This is a genomic window from Parabacteroides sp. B2-S-102 (assembly GCF_023656665.1).
In the GTDB taxonomy this organism is placed as follows: Bacteria; Bacteroidota; Bacteroidia; order Bacteroidales; family Tannerellaceae; genus Parabacteroides; species Parabacteroides distasonis.
This window is the reverse complement of sequence record NZ_JAMOKM010000017.1, coordinates 22,092-39,437: the sequence shown is the minus strand read 5'-3', so window position 1 is coordinate 39,437 and position 17,346 is coordinate 22,092. Positions and strand designations below refer to the sequence as shown.

The following is a 17,346-nucleotide window of genomic DNA, read 5'->3' as shown; positions in this document are numbered from 1 at the left end:
ATGGCATACACAGACTTTATAGCAGCTATTGACCTAGGTACCTCCCATATGGTAGGAATGGTGGGGACTAAGAATGCGACGGGCGCTCTTTCAATCATCGCCTACGAAGTTGAGAACTCCGGCACCTGCATACGAAGAGGATGTGTATATAACGTGAAGGAGACGGCGAGTAAGATAAAACGCTTGATCCTCAAGTTGGAGAATAAACTGGGGGGGACCAAGATCGGGCAGGTATATGTGGGACTGGGTGGCCAGTCACTCCGTTCTATCGAGCATACGGTTTGCAAGGTATTGGGAACGGAAGGTGTGGTCACGGAGGAGATCATAGACTCTCTTTATCAAGAGTGTAAGGATTATCGTCCGGATATGTTGACCGTTCTTGACGTGGTTTCTCCTTCCTATTTTTTAGATGATAAGCCAGAGTCCAACCCGGTGGGCGTGCCTTGTAGCCGTATCGAGGCTCGTTACAAGTTGATTGTTGGACGTCCTTCCTTGAAATTAAATATTGTCAATAGCATTTCGGAACAAGCGAAAATCGAGATCGCCGGTATTCTGGTGTCACCCCTCGCGTTGGGAGATGTTGTCTTGAGCGACAATGAGAAGGACTTGGGTTGCGCCTTGATCGGTTTCGGTGCCGGCGTGACGACGATATCTGTCTATAAGGGTGGTAAGTTGGCCAGCCTTTCCGTTGTTCCCTTTGGAGGTAATTTGATAACAAAAGATATAACCAATCTCAGGGTCGTAGAGTCTGAGGCGGAACGCTTGAAGATCACTTATGGTAGCGCGAAAGCGGACCGGGATAATGATATGACCATCCAAGTGAGTTTAGCGGATGGAATGGGCTTGCGTGAGATTAAGCTGGCCGAGTTGAACGGCGTGATCGAGGCCCGTATGGATGAGATCTTAGAGAATGTATATGCTCGTCTGGAGGCTACAGGCTTGATGAGCGTTCTCGGTGCCGGCATCGTGATTACGGGTGGAGGCGCCGCTTTGAAGAATTTACCGGCTGTTATGAGCGAACGCTTGAAGATGGAGGTTCGCTATTCAGCGGTTCGCAAGGGGGTTGTCGCTAGTGGTGATTTAGTGGTCGCCAGCAATCCCGAATATGCGGTAGCCGTCGGCCTCTTGGCGAAAGGAACTAAGAATTGTGCGTTATATATACCTCCTAAACCCGAACCTAAACCGGAGCCTAAGGTTGAGCTTGAACCGACAGTGGAACCGATAGTGGAACCGGAACCTATTAAGGAAAAACCGAAGAAAGAGAAAAAGGAGAAAAAAGGTTTTGGCTGGAAACCAAAGACTTGGATCGATACCTTTGGTAAAACCCTCTTCGATGACGATGATAACGAGAGTAAATAACGTGATCTACGAATGTAATAAAACCGGAAGACAATGGACGATACAATATTAAATTTTAATTATCCTACGGATACTCCCAAAATCATTAAGGTGATTGGTGTTGGAGGCGGTGGCGGAAACGCTGTTACTCATATGTATAAGGAGGGCATACACGATGTTACATTCGTGTTATGTAATACGGATAATCAAGCCTTGAACCGTTCGGATGTTCCTATCAAGTTGTTGCTGGGACGTGAGATCACGCAGGGATTGGGCGCGGGAAATAAGCCGGAACGTGCGATGATGGCGGCCGAGGAGAGTCTGGACGATCTTCGAGGTATGTTGAACGACGGTACGAAGATGGTATTTATTACCGCCGGTATGGGTGGTGGTACCGGTACGGGTGCCGCTCCGGTTATCGCTCGTATCGCGAAGGATATGGGAATATTGACGGTAGGTATCGTAACCATTCCTTTCTTGTTCGAGGGTGAGCGTAAGATTATACAGGCCTTGAATGGTGTGGAGGAGATCGCGAAGAACGTGGATGCCTTATTGGTGATCAATAACGAGCGTTTGCGTGAGATTTATTCGGACCTTTCCGTGATGAACGCTTTCGGCAAGGCCGATGATACCTTGACGATCGCCGCCAAGAGTATCGCGGAGATCATTACGCTTCCGGGTATTATCAACCTCGACTTCGCCGATGTTAACACCACGATGAAAGATGGTGGTGTCGCTTTGATGAGTAATGGTTTTGGTGAAGGAGAAGGACGTGTTCGCCAAGCGGTGGAAGACGCTCTGAATTCTCCGCTATTAAGCAACAACGACGTAAAGAACGCCAAGAAAATCCTGTTCAACGTATATTTCAGCGAGGAAGCCGAGTTGCGCATGGAGGAGATGAACGACGTGCATAACTTTATGTCCGAGTTCAACCGTGATATAGAGGTTATCTGGGGTACTGCCGTGGATAATACATTAGGTAATAAAGTGAAAATGACGATCCTCGCTACTGGATTTACGATGGATGATATTCCATTGATCGCTGATAAACGCAGGAATGAAGCCGCTCAGATGACGGAAGAAGAATTGCGCTTAGAAGAAGAGCGAATCGAGAAAGAGCGTAAGGAGCGTGATTTGATTGGTAAATATTATGGTGCTTCCGCACAAAAGGCGGGTCGTTTTACCTCTCGTGCGAAAGCGGTAGTTTTGACTCAGGAAGAGTTGGATGATGATGCCTTGATCGCTTTGATAGAGGATAATCCGACTTATAACCGGGATCCGAAGATCGTAGCCCGTGCCCGTTCCAAAGTAGCGGGAGAGGATATTCAAGTATCGGCTCCGACAACGGCGAAGCAACCGGCTAACCAACCTCGCCAAGATTCTCAGCGGGGGGGTAAACAAGTGATCAGTTTCCGATAGTTAATAATATAATAAGGATATGGATTTATTTGAACAAGTCAGTGAAGACATTAAAAACGCTATGAAGGCGAAAGATAAAGTCGCCTTGGAGACATTGAGAAATGTAAAGAAATTTTTCTTGGAAGCGAAAACCGCTCCGGGAGCCAATGATACGCTGACGGATGCGGATGCCTTGAAGATCATGCAGAAGTTGGTGAAACAAGGGAAAGATTCTGCTACGATTTATGTGCAACAGGGCCGTCAAGACCTAGCGGATGTTGAGTTGGAGCAAGTAAAAGTGATTGAGAAATATTTACCTCAACAAATGTCTGCCGAGGAATTGGAGAAAGAATTGAAAGCTATTATCGCTCAAGTCGGTGCCGCTGGCCCGAAAGATATGGGTAAGGTAATGGGTGTAGCCTCAAAAGCATTGGCAGGAAGAGCCGAAGGACGGATGATTTCCGAGACGGTTAAGCGTTTACTTAATTAATTGATTCATACGAAGACCGCACTAAGGGCATTCTGACAATTACTCGTTAGAATGCCCTTGGTACGGTTTTCTCGTATATACCTTTTCCTTTGACAATTTAATTCTTTAGAAAACCATGATTACTTTTACATGTTGTCTGATAGCCCTTATCGTTGGATATTTTACGTATGGTAAATTTGTCGAGCGGGTGTTTGGCGTAGATCCCTCCCGGGTTACTCCCGCTTTCACAAAACAAGATGGTGTTGATTATATACCCTTGCCTACTTGGAAGATTTTCATGATCCAATTTTTGAATATAGCGGGTCTGGGACCTATTTTCGGCGCTATCATGGGGGCTAAATTTGGGGTAGCTTCTTTCCTTTGGATCGTATTGGGAAGTATATTTGCGGGTGCTACCCATGATTTCCTATCGGGAATGCTTTCGTTGCGGCATGATGGAGAAAGTCTTCCTGAATTGATCGGACGGTATCTGGGGAACAACTTTAAGCAATTTATGCGGGGCTTTACGGTTATCTTGATGATCTTGGTGGGTGCTGTTTTCGTAGCTGGGCCTGCAGGGTTGCTGGCTAAACTGACTCCGGAATATCTAGATGCTACGTTCTGGATTATCGTCGTATTCATTTATTATATACTGGCTACTCTATTACCTGTTGATAAGATTATCGGAAAGATCTATCCATTATTCGCCATCGCTTTGCTATTTATGGCCGTAGGTATCTTGGTTATGTTATTTATTAACCAGCCGCCGTTACCTGAGATTACGGATGGACTTAGTAATACGCATCCGGGAGGCTTGCCTATTTTTCCGATCATGTTTGTTAGTATCGCTTGTGGCGCTATCTCTGGCTTTCATGCTACCCAAAGTCCATTGATGGCCCGTTGCATGAAAAGTGAGAAATACGCCCGTCCCGTATTTTACGGAGCGATGATTACCGAAGGTATCGTAGCCTTGATCTGGGCCGCCGCCGCTACGTATTTCTTCCATAATAACGGAATGGAGGAGAACAATGCCGCTGTCGTAGTAGACAGTATCACGAAAGAGTGGCTGGGCGCTGTCGGAGGTGTATTAGCGATACTGGGTGTGATAGCAGCTCCGATTACTTCTGGCGATACGGCTTTCCGCTCGGCTCGTCTGATTGTCGCAGACTTCCTGCATATGGAGCAAAAAACGGTGGTCAAACGTCTGATGATCTGTATTCCCATGTTTATCGTTGCGATAGGAATCTTATTATATAGTCAAAAAGATAAGGATGGCTTCGATATGGTCTGGCGTTATTTCGCATGGAGTAACCAGACGTTGGCAGTATTTACTCTATGGGCCTTAACCGTATATTTGGTACAAGCAAAGAAATTATATGTGATAACCTTGATTCCCGCCTTATTCATGACGGCGGTATGTTCTACCTATATTTTTGTAGCTCCGGAAGGGTTTGGTCTTTCCTCCGGTTTTTCTCAACTTTTGGGGCTACTAGTTACATTGATCGTTTTCGGGATCTTCTTAGTCTGGAAAAGAAAGAAAGTATAAAAAAGGCTGGCTTACATTTAGCCAGCCTTTTCTGTCGTTATTGTTCAAGTGAATTAAAGCACTTGTATGCCTTCCTCACGGGCTTGTTCCTCCCCGGAAGGAGTGATTAATTTATAACCCTTGCCGTGGATGTTGATGATCTCGATACCCGGATCGTCTTTCAACAATTTACGTAATTTCGTGATATAAACGTCCATGCTACGAGCGTTGAAATAGTTATCGTCTACCCAGATTGTCTTCAAGGCGTAGTTACGCTCAAGGATCTCATTTGCGTGGGCGCACAACAAGCTTAATAATTCGCATTCCTTCGTAGTAAGTTTCGTAACCTTGTCGCCGATAGCCAACGTTTGTTTTTGGGTATCGAACAAGAAGTTTCCTAACTTGTAGAAAGGAATATCTTTCATCTTCTTACCTTTCACACGGCGAAGGATAGCCTCGATACGAAGCAATAGCTCTTCCATGCTAAACGGTTTTGTCAAGTAGTCATCCGCACCGATCTTGAATCCTTCCAAGATGTCTTCCTTCATAGTCTTGGCTGTAAGGAAGATAATAGGGATATCAGGATTGATAGAGCGAATTTCTTGTGCCAAGGTGAAACCATCTTTCTTTGGCATCATGACATCCAACACACAAAGATCGTATTTACCTTTGGTAAAACCTTTGTATCCGGCTTCTCCGTCAGAGAATAGGTCCGTTACATACCCTTTAGCTTGTAAGTATTCTCTTAAAAGCATTCCTAAATTCTCATCGTCTTCACAAAAGAAGATCTTTAGTTTTTCTTCCATAACTAACTTTTTATAAGAGGTAAAGTAATAATAAATTTTGTTCCAATGTTTCCGGCACCACTTTCAGCACGGATCGTACCTTTGTGGTCCTCAATAATTTTGCGTACGTAAGCGAGTCCGAGACCGAACCCTTTCACGTCATGTACGTTGCCTGTCGGTACGCGGAAGAAACGGTCGAATACCTTTTTCAGATATTCTTTCTTGATGCCGATACCATTATCTTCCACGGAGATCAACAGCTTTCCGTTCTCGTTCCAAGTGCGTGCCATCAATGTAAGCGGAACTTCCGGGCGGCGGTATTTAACCGCATTATCCATCAAGTTGAACAATACATTGGTGATATGCATTTCATCCACATATATATCCGATTCTGTAGCTTGCAGGTCTATATCCATTGTACCGCCGTACTTCTCGACCTTTAAAACGAAGGTGTTAGCCACGTTCGCTACCAAATCATTCGCGTCAATTTCTTTCAGTTTAAGCGCCGCTTTCTGTCGTTCGAACAAAGACATCTGTAGCACTTTCTCGACCAAGAAACCCAATCGCTTCGTCTCGTCGTTGATTACGCCGGATATATGCTTGAATACGTCCGGACTCTTCGTTATATCCGAATCCTTCAACATTTGGGCGGCGAGCGAGATCGTGGATACCGGTGTCTTCAACTCGTGCGTCATGTTGTTGATAAAGTCGTTTTTCATCTCGGATAACTTCTTCTGACGGAATACGATGTAAATCGTGAAGACGAAGGTTATCAACAGGATCAATGAGAATATAACCGATGGAACGATGAAAGTAATAGAGCTTGAGATATAATCCCCTTTCGTCGGAAAATAAACTCTCAGGTAGTTTAGTTTCGATGGGGGATCGTTCGGGAAAAGCACTTGGGTGATCACGTCAGAGGCGATCGGTTGCTTTTGGAATTCTCCGCTCTGGTATACTACATTTCCATCTTTGTTAATAACAGAAAACACAAACGGCAAGTTCAAACCGTTGTTAATAAATTCTGTTTTTAAGTAATTGTTTAGCTTTTTAAAATCTACACGTTCCTCGATCGGTTTTAGGTTCGCGGTGTATAAGATGTTGTAAATCACCTCCTCGATCAGCCCACCTTGGTACTGGTAACGTCTTTTCAGTGTCTTCTGTAAATCTTTAGATGTGTTTACGATGCTGTTGGCAGACTGCCGTTTTGACAAGGAAGAGAGTGGCTCGAACTTGTGGGAACTAAAACTTTGCATCTCTATCTGTTGAACGGTTCCATTAGAATCCTTGATCTGTAATTGGTATTTCTCATGGTTGATCACTTGTCCTAGGCTTTGGGCATCCGGGGCATTTTGATACATGAAATTTGTCTCATCCCGGTTGATATCATCCTCGAGGTATTTACGGGTCTCATCCAATTCCAGATTCTTAGATACTTGGCGCAGGCTTCTTTTGACAGTCTCATTGAACTGTTCGCTGCGTGTCTTAAGTATAATGCTCACATAGTTTACCTGTAGGTATAATAACCCGGCGAAGGCAAAAGCCATAACTACCGCAAGCAACCAAATTGTCGACTTCCTCATATCAATATCTTTCTCTTAATATTGCAACAAATAACGTGTGTTTTAGTTTAATATTTACACAAAAAAGGTAAAAATAATCCGTTTAAAATGTTAATAATACTTTGTGAGCATAGAGAATGTATGCTAGCTAAGCATTGAAACTCCGCTGTTAATGCACTAGTTAGCGTTATTTTATCCTAAGTTTTTTATATATTATCCTACGTAAAAACAAGTCCGGTGCGTTCTTTGTTGCGCCCGGACTTTATAAAGTCTCCACTTAGGGGATTAAAATCGATGTCCCGGAGGAGGACCCATCGGACCTCTTCCCCGTCCGCTTCTACCCGGCGTTTTCACGTCGCTGGCACTGGCTCCACCTTTGAAGATGCTGAACCGATAGATGAAGTGTACCATGAAATAACTGCCTAGCGTGTTATATTCTGAGTCTTGTATATAGCTAGCGGTAACGGAACGGGAGATATTGCTTCGTTGTTGCAGGATATCGTAGATCTTGAAACGGAGCGTCCCTTGGTTATTCTTTAAGAAAGACTTGGAGGCTGAGGCATTCCATAGGACTTCGTTCTGTTTGAATCCGTCCCCGTAGCCAGAGTTGGTAGACCAGTTCACGTCACTCTCTATCTTGAAATTGAGGGGCAGATAGATTGTCGTGTAACCGCCGGCTCCGTAATTGAAGGTGTTTTGGTTATTTTCCTTTTGCAGGGAGTTGCTGGTGGCATTGTAACGAATATTCCCGTTTACGCCCAGATCCAGATAAGAGGAGCGGAAGTCGATACCACCACGTTCGGACAATATGAGATTCCGGTTCGTATTCTTCTCCTCGTTGATATATCCGTTGCTATTAGCGAACGAGGCCATTGTCATGGAGTTGATGGAGAATTTCTTATTCTTCAAGGGGGTGTTCAACATCATACGGACGTTGCCACTATAGTTGCCATTTACGTTTTTGTAAGTGGTGGTCTTTACACCTGTCTCTTGGTTATAAGAGGTATAACTTACGATATCGTTGATGATATAACTACCGTTTGCCATGATCATGAAGGCCCGTTGTTTCTCCGGCGTGAACTGTTGGAAACGAATAAATACGTTGTTCGTATAGCGGGGATTCAAATCCGGGTTACCGATCGTGATATTCGTCGGGTCCGAGATATCCGCTACCGGTTGTAATTGAGTCATGCTCGGTTGGCTGGTACGGCCATTATACATGATACGAAGATTCGTACGCTTATCGAACATATAGTTGAATTGAGCCATCGGGGAGAGGTTGACCACCTTACGGGTTATCTTGGATAAGGTCGTGTCGCCAACGAAATTCTCGCTGCTGGAATAGGATGGGTCCAGATTCAAGCCGATCGTGTAGTTGAACTTTTCCCGTTGAGACTTGAAGCTCAAGCTGGCCCGCTGGCTGATAAAGTTATTGCGATAGCTTTGGCTGTAGGCGGAATCTAATACATTATATATACCATCAGCGTCTTGGTTGTAAACATTCTTCAAGGCTTCTTGTTTCCGTTGGCTGATGCTATAAGTGGCTTGGATGAAATTATTATGCCCGATCGGTTCTACCCACGATACGTAGGCCCGGTAATTGAAACCTTTGTTGTCGTAACGTGAGCGCTGGTCGATAATGCTATTCTTCAAGGCATCAGTCTGGTTGAAATAAACGATGTCGGAACGGTTCATGCCGTCACTGTACGAATCGCTATTGCCTCCGGAAAGGGTGGCGCTGAACACACGCCCTTTGTTATTGAGCTTACGGCTGAAATCGATGCTGGCATTTAGGTTGTACCCGTTACTTTCCGAGTAATTGCTGGATTTGTTGGTATTGACCGTATCCCGTTCATTATCCAAGGTGGTAGCATCACTGAAATTGTCATTCATGCTATGGCTGAGGCTGAAACTCGGGCGGAAGATAAGTTGAGTCATCGTGTCCGGTTTCCATTCCAAGCGAAAGTCTACGCCAAAGTTATCGCTCTTCGTACGGCTCATCGCCTCGCTATTATCGTAGGAGGAACTATCTCCGGGAAGAATATTCTGCCGGTCGCTCTTGCTGCGAGCGTCATTGTCGGAATGGGAATAACGAGTATTTCCCCCAAGAGTTAGTTTATCCGGCTTGAATTCCTTGCTGAAGTTCAAACCTGCGTTTCCGGAAGAGGTGATACCGCTACCCGCTCCGAAACCTCCTCGTCGGCCTCCACCGCCTCCCATACCGGAGAACATTGTTGAGGCTAGATCGGAAAAGCCCATATTATTCGTGTTATTCGCTCCCCCCATGAACGTGATCTGGTCATTATTCACGAAACGATTGACCATGGCGTTGCCTTCATACCGATCTTTACTTCCGTATCCGCCATATGCGTTGCCAAACCAACCTTGCTTCATGCCGGGTTTCACGGTTAGGTTGATGACGGTCTCTTCCTCTCCATCGTCGAAGCCAGTCATTTGGGCCATATCGCTTTTTTTATCAAGTACCTGTAATTTATCGATCATCTTGGCTGGAAGATTCTTGGAGGCCACTTTCGGGTCATCGGAGAAGAACTCCTTTCCGTCCACCATTACCTTTTTCACCTCTTTTCCATTGACGGTGATCTTGCCTTCGCTATCTACCTCCACACCGGGCATCTTTTTCAATAAATCCTCCAAAACGGAGCCTTCGGTTACTTTATAAGAATCCGCGTTGTATTCCACTGTGTCGTTGCGAACGGTAACCTCGGGTGCCTTACCTATAACTACGGCTTCTCCCAACTCGATCGCTCCGTCGCTTAATTCAAGTTTACCTACGTTTACGGGATTTTTCTTTCCGGTGATTTGCAAGGGTTGGTACAATGGATCGTATCCGATGAATGTGATGTGTAGTAAATAACTTCCTTTCTTTACGTTTTTCAAGGTAAAACTACCATTACGGGCGCTCACCACACCTCGTACCATGGCACTGTCTTTTACGTTCAGCAATCGTACCGTTGCTTGCTCGATGGGGGTATCACTACCTTGCTCAACGACAGATCCGGTAACATTAACACCGCTTTGTTGTGCGAAAGCCATCGGTGAAAAAAGGATCATCAACAACATCAAAAGGCACTTTCCCGATTTCATAACTATATGGATTACATTGTTTACAATTACGAAAAGATAGACAAGGTTCACTCAAAATAGTTTAATATAACTTTTATGGATTTGATATTATTAACAATCGTGCAGGCCTTTGGATTTATGGAGAGTATTCTTAGAACAAGAACATTATAAAAGGTAAATAGTCCTTCAATTTAACCCGCAATATTTTCAAGGATTGTGTAATCCGGTATTCCACGGTTTTGATAGAAACCCCCAAGGCCTCTGCGATTTGGGGATTAGATTGCTCTCCGAATCGGCTAAGTTTAAATGTCTCCCGGTAATTCTCAGGCAATTCTTCGATCGCTTTCGTGATATTCTCTGTAAGCTCGTTTACGAAATAGGTATCAGGATTCTCAAATTGATCTTTAATCTTATCATAAATCAGGCTATGTACTCGCTCATGATACAATTGCCTTTTGATCGCATTGAGGCAACGATGCTTAACAGCCATAAAAAGATAGGATTTCAAGGATATCTCTACAAATAAGGAATTTCGGTTTTCCCATATAAATAACATTAGCTCCTGAATAAGTTCTTCGGCATCCTCATCAGAAACATATTGGGAAGCATATTCGCATAGTGGCGAATAAAATTTGATAAACATCTGTTTAAAAGCGTCTTTACTTCCTAATTGTATTTGTTCAATTAAAGTAGAATCATCCATAGCACCTTCTTCATCCTTTCTTTTCTGTAAGCAAAGATATATTTTATCTTGGATATTCAAGGTTAAAATTAGGGTAACCACATCGAAATATCACTTTTAGGACATCCTTATCACAAGATATACTTACTTTACCGATGAAGTACTACTTACTTTACTGATGAAGTATATATCCTATGGAAAAGTAGGTAAGTCTAAAGTCTTCCGTAAAAAAATGCTTTTTAGTTAAGGGTGTGTTCGTTCAGGATTGTCTTAGTTATAGAAACAGATAAGAATGAAAACTGAAAATAGACATATTAATTTCCAAGAGCCGGAAGGTATGATGCTTTTACGGTATATAAAGGACACAGCTTCCAATGAGGAAAAATCTTATATTGAAGCTTGGCTGGAAGCGGATGAAAATAATAAGAGGATCTTATTACAGACCGCCCGTATATATTATGCGAACAATGCGATGGAACGGATCGCTAGCCGAAATCCATTGATTGCCTACGAAAAGCTGGAACAACGATTAGCAAAACGGACCCGTTTATATTGGTTGAAGAGGTTCTCTGTCGCTGCGGCTTGTATAATTGCTATCATTGGACTATCAACCTTATTTTCCCATAGAAAGGTTGATTCTGAATTTGGAGATCCTCAAATTATAACACTTCAGGCAAATGCGGGAGTCCGTACACGCTTTAATTTACCGGATGGTACTGTTGTTTATCTAAATTCGGGTAGTGTTTTATCCTATCCGATGTCTTATGACCAAAAAGAAAGAAAAGTATATTTATCAGGAGAAGCCTATTTTAAAGTCACTCACAACGAAAAACAACCTTTTATTGTCAGTACTTCAGGAGATCAGCATAGGGTTAGAGTTTTAGGCACGGAGTTTAATATACAAGCTTATGGGGATGAGAATATAATTTCGACTACTTTAGTGACGGGCTCCGTAAATCTCGAGGTGAAGAATAAATCAGGGAATGTGAGTCATAGGACGTTACTACCATCCGAAAAAGCGATTTGCAACTTGGATAAAGAAGAAATTTCTGTGATGAAAATAAACACGATGTATGAAACCGCATGGATGGATGGCAAACTGATGTTCAAGGATACGCCTTTACCTGAGGCTTTGAAAAAATTGTCATATTACTATAATGTTGAATTTGTGATTCAGGATGCGGAGATTAAAAGCTATTGTTTAACCGGTATTTTAGATAATAGGTTGCTATCTCAGACACTAGACTATTTGAGAATATCTTCAAATATTGATTATCGTATAGAAGATATGAAGACAGATGACAGCAAAGGTACTAACCGTACTCGAGTTATACTTTGGAAAGGAAAATAAAGAAAAATGTATAACAATTAAATAATATGGGCCTATGGAATAAAAGAACAAGAAAGTAGACTTGGTCTATCTAAAAAACATACGGGAAAATGTTACCAGCATCTTCCCATATGAAACAATTTGATAGAAGGTCTTTAAACCGACTAAGAAATTTATTTTTTAATCTTAAATCAATTACAAAAATATGATGAATAATTTATATTTCCAACTTGATGGAGATAAATCAGCGTTTGTCAGGTTGGTATCTAAAATATCAAGAATTATGAAGTTGACCTTATTTCTTGTATGTTTATCAATTAGTATGTCATTTGCTATGACAACAAATGCTCAAAGCACCTCACTTTCTTTTAAAGCGACAGATCAATCTATAAAAGAAGTTTTGGAACTGATTGAAAGTCAAACTGATTTCCACTTCTTTTATAATAGTAAATTAGTTGATATCAATCAAGTAATATCTGTTGATATAAAGGATAAAGATGTGTTCACTACATTAGATCATATATTTGAGAATTCGAATATACGATATAAAATAGTAGGAAAAGATGTGATTCTATCAGTAAAAGGCAGTAAGTCTGATCAAGATGAAAAGACAGTAACAGGTACTGTTGTTGATGAGACGGGGGAGCCTATTATTGGTGCAAATATTGTAGAGAAGGGTAAAGCAAATGGAACTATGTCTGATTTGAATGGTCATTTCTCTATTGTAGTGTCTTCCGATGCGGTACTCCAGATTTCTTATATTGGATTTTCTCTTCATGAAGAAGCCGTGAAAAATAAAAATGTACTTCAGGTCATTATGAAAGAGGATACACAAAAATTAGATGAGGTAGTCGTTGTTGGTTATGGCTCAGTTGACAAAAAAGAGTTGACTTCTGCTGTAACCGCTGTTTCTAGTAAAGACTTTTTACAAGGAGCATTTACAAGTCCGCTGTCAATGATCGATGGAAAAGTATCAGGCGTTAATGTCTCGAATGCGGCGGCGGCAGATCCTAACTCTTCTCCTAATATCCAGATGCGAGGTGCTTCTTCCATAGAGGCAGGGAATTCGCCATTGGTTATTATAGACGGAATGCCGGGTGCAGATTTAAGAAGTGTCGCTAACCAAGATATTGAATCAATTACAATATTGAAAGATGGTTCGGCTGCAGCGATTTATGGTTCACGTGCAGCGAATGGAGTTATTTTGGTGCAAACAAAAAAAGGAAAGGCTGGAAAAGTTTCTATATCTTATGATGGCTATATCGATCATGATATGGTAGCTAATCAACCAGAAGTACTTTCTGTGGATGAGTTTCTTGCGCATGAAAGAGATGTAGATTTTGGTCATCGGGTGGATTGGTATGACAAATTGTTGAATAAGAGTAATCTGGGTCAAAGTCATTATTTAGCTGTTTCAGGAGGAGGTGAAAATTTGACCTTTAGAGCTTCAGCCAATTGTAAGAAGAAAGATGGCTTGGATATAGCGTCTTCTAGAAAAGAGTATGGAGTTAGAATGGGATTCACCGCAAAGACATTAGAAGGTCTGCTAGAGATTCAAGGAAACTTGTCCACGCGAGTTATCAATGAGGAATATGTGGATTATGGCGTATTTCAGCAAGCGGTAAAATTGAATCCGACTCATCCATTGATGGATGAAAAAGATCCTTCTAAATATAGTACTCTGTATGGGTTTGATACCTATAATCCTGTAGGATGGTTGAAAGATAAGGAGGATGGAGGTGATAGACAGTTTTCCCTTGCTGATTTTAAAGTGAAACTAAATATTTTACCGACGCTAAATACTGAATTATCTCTAGCTAGACAGAGTCAAGAGTATTTTAAACGTATATATGTTAATTCAAATCATAAGGAATCTATAGATAATATGCGTTCCGGACGAGGAACTCTGCAGGAAGAAAATTATACGGATTATACATTGGAATGGATCGGTAATTATTTTACGACAATTGACAAGCATACAATTAAATTAATGGCTGGATATTCGTATCAAGAGTTTAATCATCGTAGTTTTTCTTCAGAGAATGCAAATTTTCCTTCGGATGCGATGTCCTATAACAATCTGGAAGCTGGAGATTGGAATATGGCAGCAGGTCGTTTAGGGGTATCTTCGTTGAAAGAAAAAGAAAAGACAATAGGTTTTCCTGCGCGATTGATTTATAACTATGATGATACTTACTATTTGACGGCTTCTGTTAGATATGAAGGAAATAGTAAATTTGGGGCAAATCATAAATGGGGATGGTTCCCTGCAGCCTCTGCGGCATGGCGAATGTCAAGTTTGCCTGCTATTAAAAATATTGAGGCCATCAATGATTTAAAACTCCGTTTTTCATATGGAGTTACAGGGCGCTCTGGTTTCCCAAAGTATTCAGCGTTGGCTCGTTATGAGCAAGGTGGGTATTGGCTAGACGATAATGGACAATGGACCCAAGCGTGGGGACCTACGAATAATCCTAATCCTGATTTACATTGGGAAAAGCAGATATCTTATAACTTGGGTGTGGATTTTTCTCTTTTAAAGAATAAGTTATCAGGTAGTTTGGATGCCTATGTAAAACAAGGTAAAGAAGTAATTTCTAATTATGACGCTCCACTACCCCCTTTTATGTTTGATCAGATATTTACAAATGTAGCTTCTACTAGTTCAAAAGGTTTGGAACTGACTTTAAATTGGGATGTTGTAAACATGAAAGATTTTAGTTATTCGACTAATCTAGTTGCTTCTTTTACGAAATCTAAACTGGATAAATTCTCGAATGGTACATATCAGAAAGGATATATGGATCGATATTTACTGCCAGCTCCCGGAAATCCCGGCTATGCCCAACGCTTACAAGACGGAGTGGAAATTGGTTCTTTTTATGGCTTAAGATATGCGGGAGTTGATGATAATGGCAATATGTTGGTTTGGAAAGACGCTAAAATTGGAGGAGAAAAAATACTCGCTAATGGTGAAGCTAGTGATACAGACAAAGATTATATTGGCCATGGAACACCTAGATATTCTTTGTCTTGGGGGAATACATTTCGATATAAAGGATTTGATTTAAGTCTATATTTCCAAGGGCGCTTTGACTATCAAATATTGAATATGTATCAAATGTATTATGGATTAGTTGCTGAACCGGGTATGAATTTATTAGAAGATGCTTATGGAAAGAATGGGCATATTAAGTCAGGAAAAGTGATGTGTGATTATTTTTTGGAGGATGGAGATTATTTTAGGTTGGATAACATAACTTTAGGATGGACTCCAAAATTAGATACAAAGTGGATTAGCAATTTACGGGTATATGCGACAGTTAAAAATGCGTTTACTATTACGAAATATTCAGTAATGGACCCGACATCTGTGGATATAAATGGTCTAGAACCAGGTATTAGCGGTCTAAATGTGTATCCTATTGCCAGATCATTCACATTTGGAATTCAAATTTCATATTAATCTTAATTTCATTTATTATGAAGAAGTTTAAATATATAATAGTTCTTTTCGTAATGGGATTAATCTCATTTTCTTGTACAGATTTAGATGAAGAGATTTTTAGTGAGATTACAACGGATAACTATTATCAAAATAGCAATAATATTTATGCGGCGTTGGTGAATAACTATGCTAAGGCTTTTAGTACGGGTTGGTCTGATGCTCGATACTTTTTACAGGAAGTTACTGCCGACCAGTTAATGATTCCGACAAGAGGAAAACATGGTTATAATGGTGGGGAGTATGTTCGTTTGCATGAGCATAAATGGACTGTGGAGGAGAATTTCGTATATAATGGTTGGGCTGCTCCTTTTCAAGGTATAGCATTATGTAATAATACATTGTCTGATTTTGAAAATCTAGATTTCTCTACGTTTAAATTGACGGAAGAAACGAAAAATGAATATATAGCCGAATTAAGAGCTCTTCGGGTTTGGAATTATATGTTTTTAATAGATTTCTTTAGGCATGTACCAATTGTTACAGATATAGAAGAAGTGAAGGCTCAATCTACACCCCTAGAAGTATTTAACTTTATGGAGTCAGAGCTTTTAGCTATATTACCGGACTTACCTAAAAATAGGGGGGTATCTAGGTTTGATCAAGCAGGAGTAGCTTCTATACTTGTCCGTTTATACTTGAATGCGGAAAAATGGATAGGAATCTCAAAATATGATGAATGTGAGCAAATGGCTCAGGCTATATTAGATGGAAAATATGGAGAATATAGTATTGACCCTGATTATAGAGGCCCGTTCCGCTCGGGGATAAACGGTTATAGATCTAAAGAGAATATTATGGAATTTGCGATTAAGAAAAATTATTTTGAGGCATCTTGGCTATATAATATGTGGATGCACTATCAAGATCGTTATTCCTTGGATAATGACTGGCAAGGTTGGAATGGAGGTAATTTAGCACCGTCTCGGGACTTATATGGAAATTTATACCAAGATAAATTAGGTATGCCGTTTGAAAAATTCCCGGATGGAGATATCCGAAAGAAAGCTTTTAGAGTTATTTCAAATGATGGAGATTATGAGGGCTTTTTCTTGATGGGAACTCAATATAAATTTGATTATGAAAAAGGGTATGGATTTACAGATGAAGTAATAACTGGTACGGAAGAATATAATGGTAAACCTCTAGTTTATGTGGATCAAGTTGGACGTTTTTCGGAGGGAGAGACTGGTTTAGCCAAAGGATCTCATGTAATTTACGGAGAAGAGAATACAGGATATCGTTTGATAAAATTCCCTTGGTTACCTCAATCGAAAGATTTGTTCCAAATGAACTCTATTCCAGAGATCAGATTGGCAGAGATTTATTATTCGTTAGCTGAATGTAAATATAGATCAGGGGATAAGATAGGGGCTGCTCGGTTGCTGGATGTGGTTAGGAAACGTTATTATAAAGCGGAAGATTGGTCTAAATTTAGTTACGAATCTAATATCTCGAAATTAACCGATGATGAATTTGTCGATGAATTAGGTCGTGAGTTCATAGGAGAACGTCATCGTCGTATTGATTTAATACGATGGAATCGTTTTAGTGAAGGTGCGTGGTGGGATAAAACTCCGGATGCGACGAATCAAGACGTATTTCCGATTCCTTATCGTGCATTGAATGCGAATCCTTTGTTAAAACAAACAACAGCTGGCTTTTAAT

General features: G+C 41.2%; 11 protein-coding genes. 7 read left to right on the top strand and 4 right to left on the bottom strand.

The window, feature by feature from the left end:
- From ftsA to NBH07_RS17655, 4 genes are all read left to right on the top strand, one after another.
- Positions 1-1,359 (top strand): cell division protein FtsA, encoded by a 1,359-nt coding sequence (gene ftsA / locus NBH07_RS17670; protein ID WP_009018310.1) that lies wholly within the window; start codon positions 1-3, stop codon positions 1,357-1,359.
- 33 nt (positions 1,360-1,392) lie between these two features.
- The gene (ftsZ, locus tag NBH07_RS17665; protein WP_005866974.1) at positions 1,393-2,757 is read left to right on the top strand and encodes a cell division protein FtsZ; all 1,365 of its coding nucleotides are present in this window, start codon (positions 1,393-1,395) and stop codon (positions 2,755-2,757) included.
- A gap of 19 nt (positions 2,758-2,776) precedes the next feature.
- Positions 2,777-3,226, top strand: a complete 450-nt coding sequence (locus NBH07_RS17660; protein WP_005861384.1) for a GatB/YqeY domain-containing protein — start codon at positions 2,777-2,779, stop codon at positions 3,224-3,226.
- Positions 3,227-3,341: 115 nt separating this feature from the next.
- Complete coding sequence (locus tag NBH07_RS17655; RefSeq protein WP_009018309.1) at positions 3,342-4,751, top strand: carbon starvation CstA family protein; 1,410 nt, start codon at positions 3,342-3,344, stop codon at positions 4,749-4,751.
- Between the two features lie 53 nt (positions 4,752-4,804).
- Here the strand turns inward: NBH07_RS17655 and rprY are convergent, their stop codons facing one another.
- The 4 genes from rprY to NBH07_RS17635 all read right to left on the bottom strand — a co-directional run bounded on the left by rprY (position 4,805) and on the right by NBH07_RS17635 (position 10,864).
- The gene (rprY, locus tag NBH07_RS17650) at positions 4,805-5,536 is read right to left on the bottom strand and encodes a response regulator transcription factor RprY (protein WP_005861388.1); all 732 of its coding nucleotides are present in this window, start codon (positions 5,534-5,536) and stop codon (positions 4,805-4,807) included.
- A gap of 2 nt (positions 5,537-5,538) precedes the next feature.
- Positions 5,539-7,098, bottom strand: a complete 1,560-nt coding sequence (locus NBH07_RS17645; RefSeq protein WP_009018308.1) for a sensor histidine kinase — start codon at positions 7,096-7,098, stop codon at positions 5,539-5,541.
- A gap of 264 nt (positions 7,099-7,362) precedes the next feature.
- On the bottom strand, positions 7,363-10,182 hold the full coding sequence (locus NBH07_RS17640; RefSeq protein ID WP_087343707.1) for a TonB-dependent receptor: 2,820 nt from the start codon (positions 10,180-10,182) through the stop codon (positions 7,363-7,365).
- A 130-nt stretch (positions 10,183-10,312) separates the two neighbouring features.
- Positions 10,313-10,864: an RNA polymerase sigma-70 factor gene (locus NBH07_RS17635; RefSeq protein ID WP_008773829.1), complete on the bottom strand. Its 552-nt coding sequence runs from the start codon at positions 10,862-10,864 to the stop codon at positions 10,313-10,315.
- Positions 10,865-11,135: 271 nt separating this feature from the next.
- On the opposite strand from NBH07_RS17635, the gene NBH07_RS17630 reads away from it, so the two are divergent.
- The 3 genes from NBH07_RS17630 to NBH07_RS17620 all read left to right on the top strand — a co-directional run bounded on the left by NBH07_RS17630 (position 11,136) and on the right by NBH07_RS17620 (position 17,345).
- Complete coding sequence (locus NBH07_RS17630) at positions 11,136-12,194, top strand: FecR family protein (protein WP_009018305.1); 1,059 nt, start codon at positions 11,136-11,138, stop codon at positions 12,192-12,194.
- Positions 12,195-12,378: 184 nt separating this feature from the next.
- Positions 12,379-15,639: a SusC/RagA family TonB-linked outer membrane protein gene (locus NBH07_RS17625; RefSeq protein ID WP_009018304.1), complete on the top strand. Its 3,261-nt coding sequence runs from the start codon at positions 12,379-12,381 to the stop codon at positions 15,637-15,639.
- Between the two features lie 17 nt (positions 15,640-15,656).
- On the top strand, positions 15,657-17,345 hold the full coding sequence (locus tag NBH07_RS17620) for a RagB/SusD family nutrient uptake outer membrane protein (protein WP_009018303.1): 1,689 nt from the start codon (positions 15,657-15,659) through the stop codon (positions 17,343-17,345).
- Position 17,346: the final 1 nt, after the last annotated feature.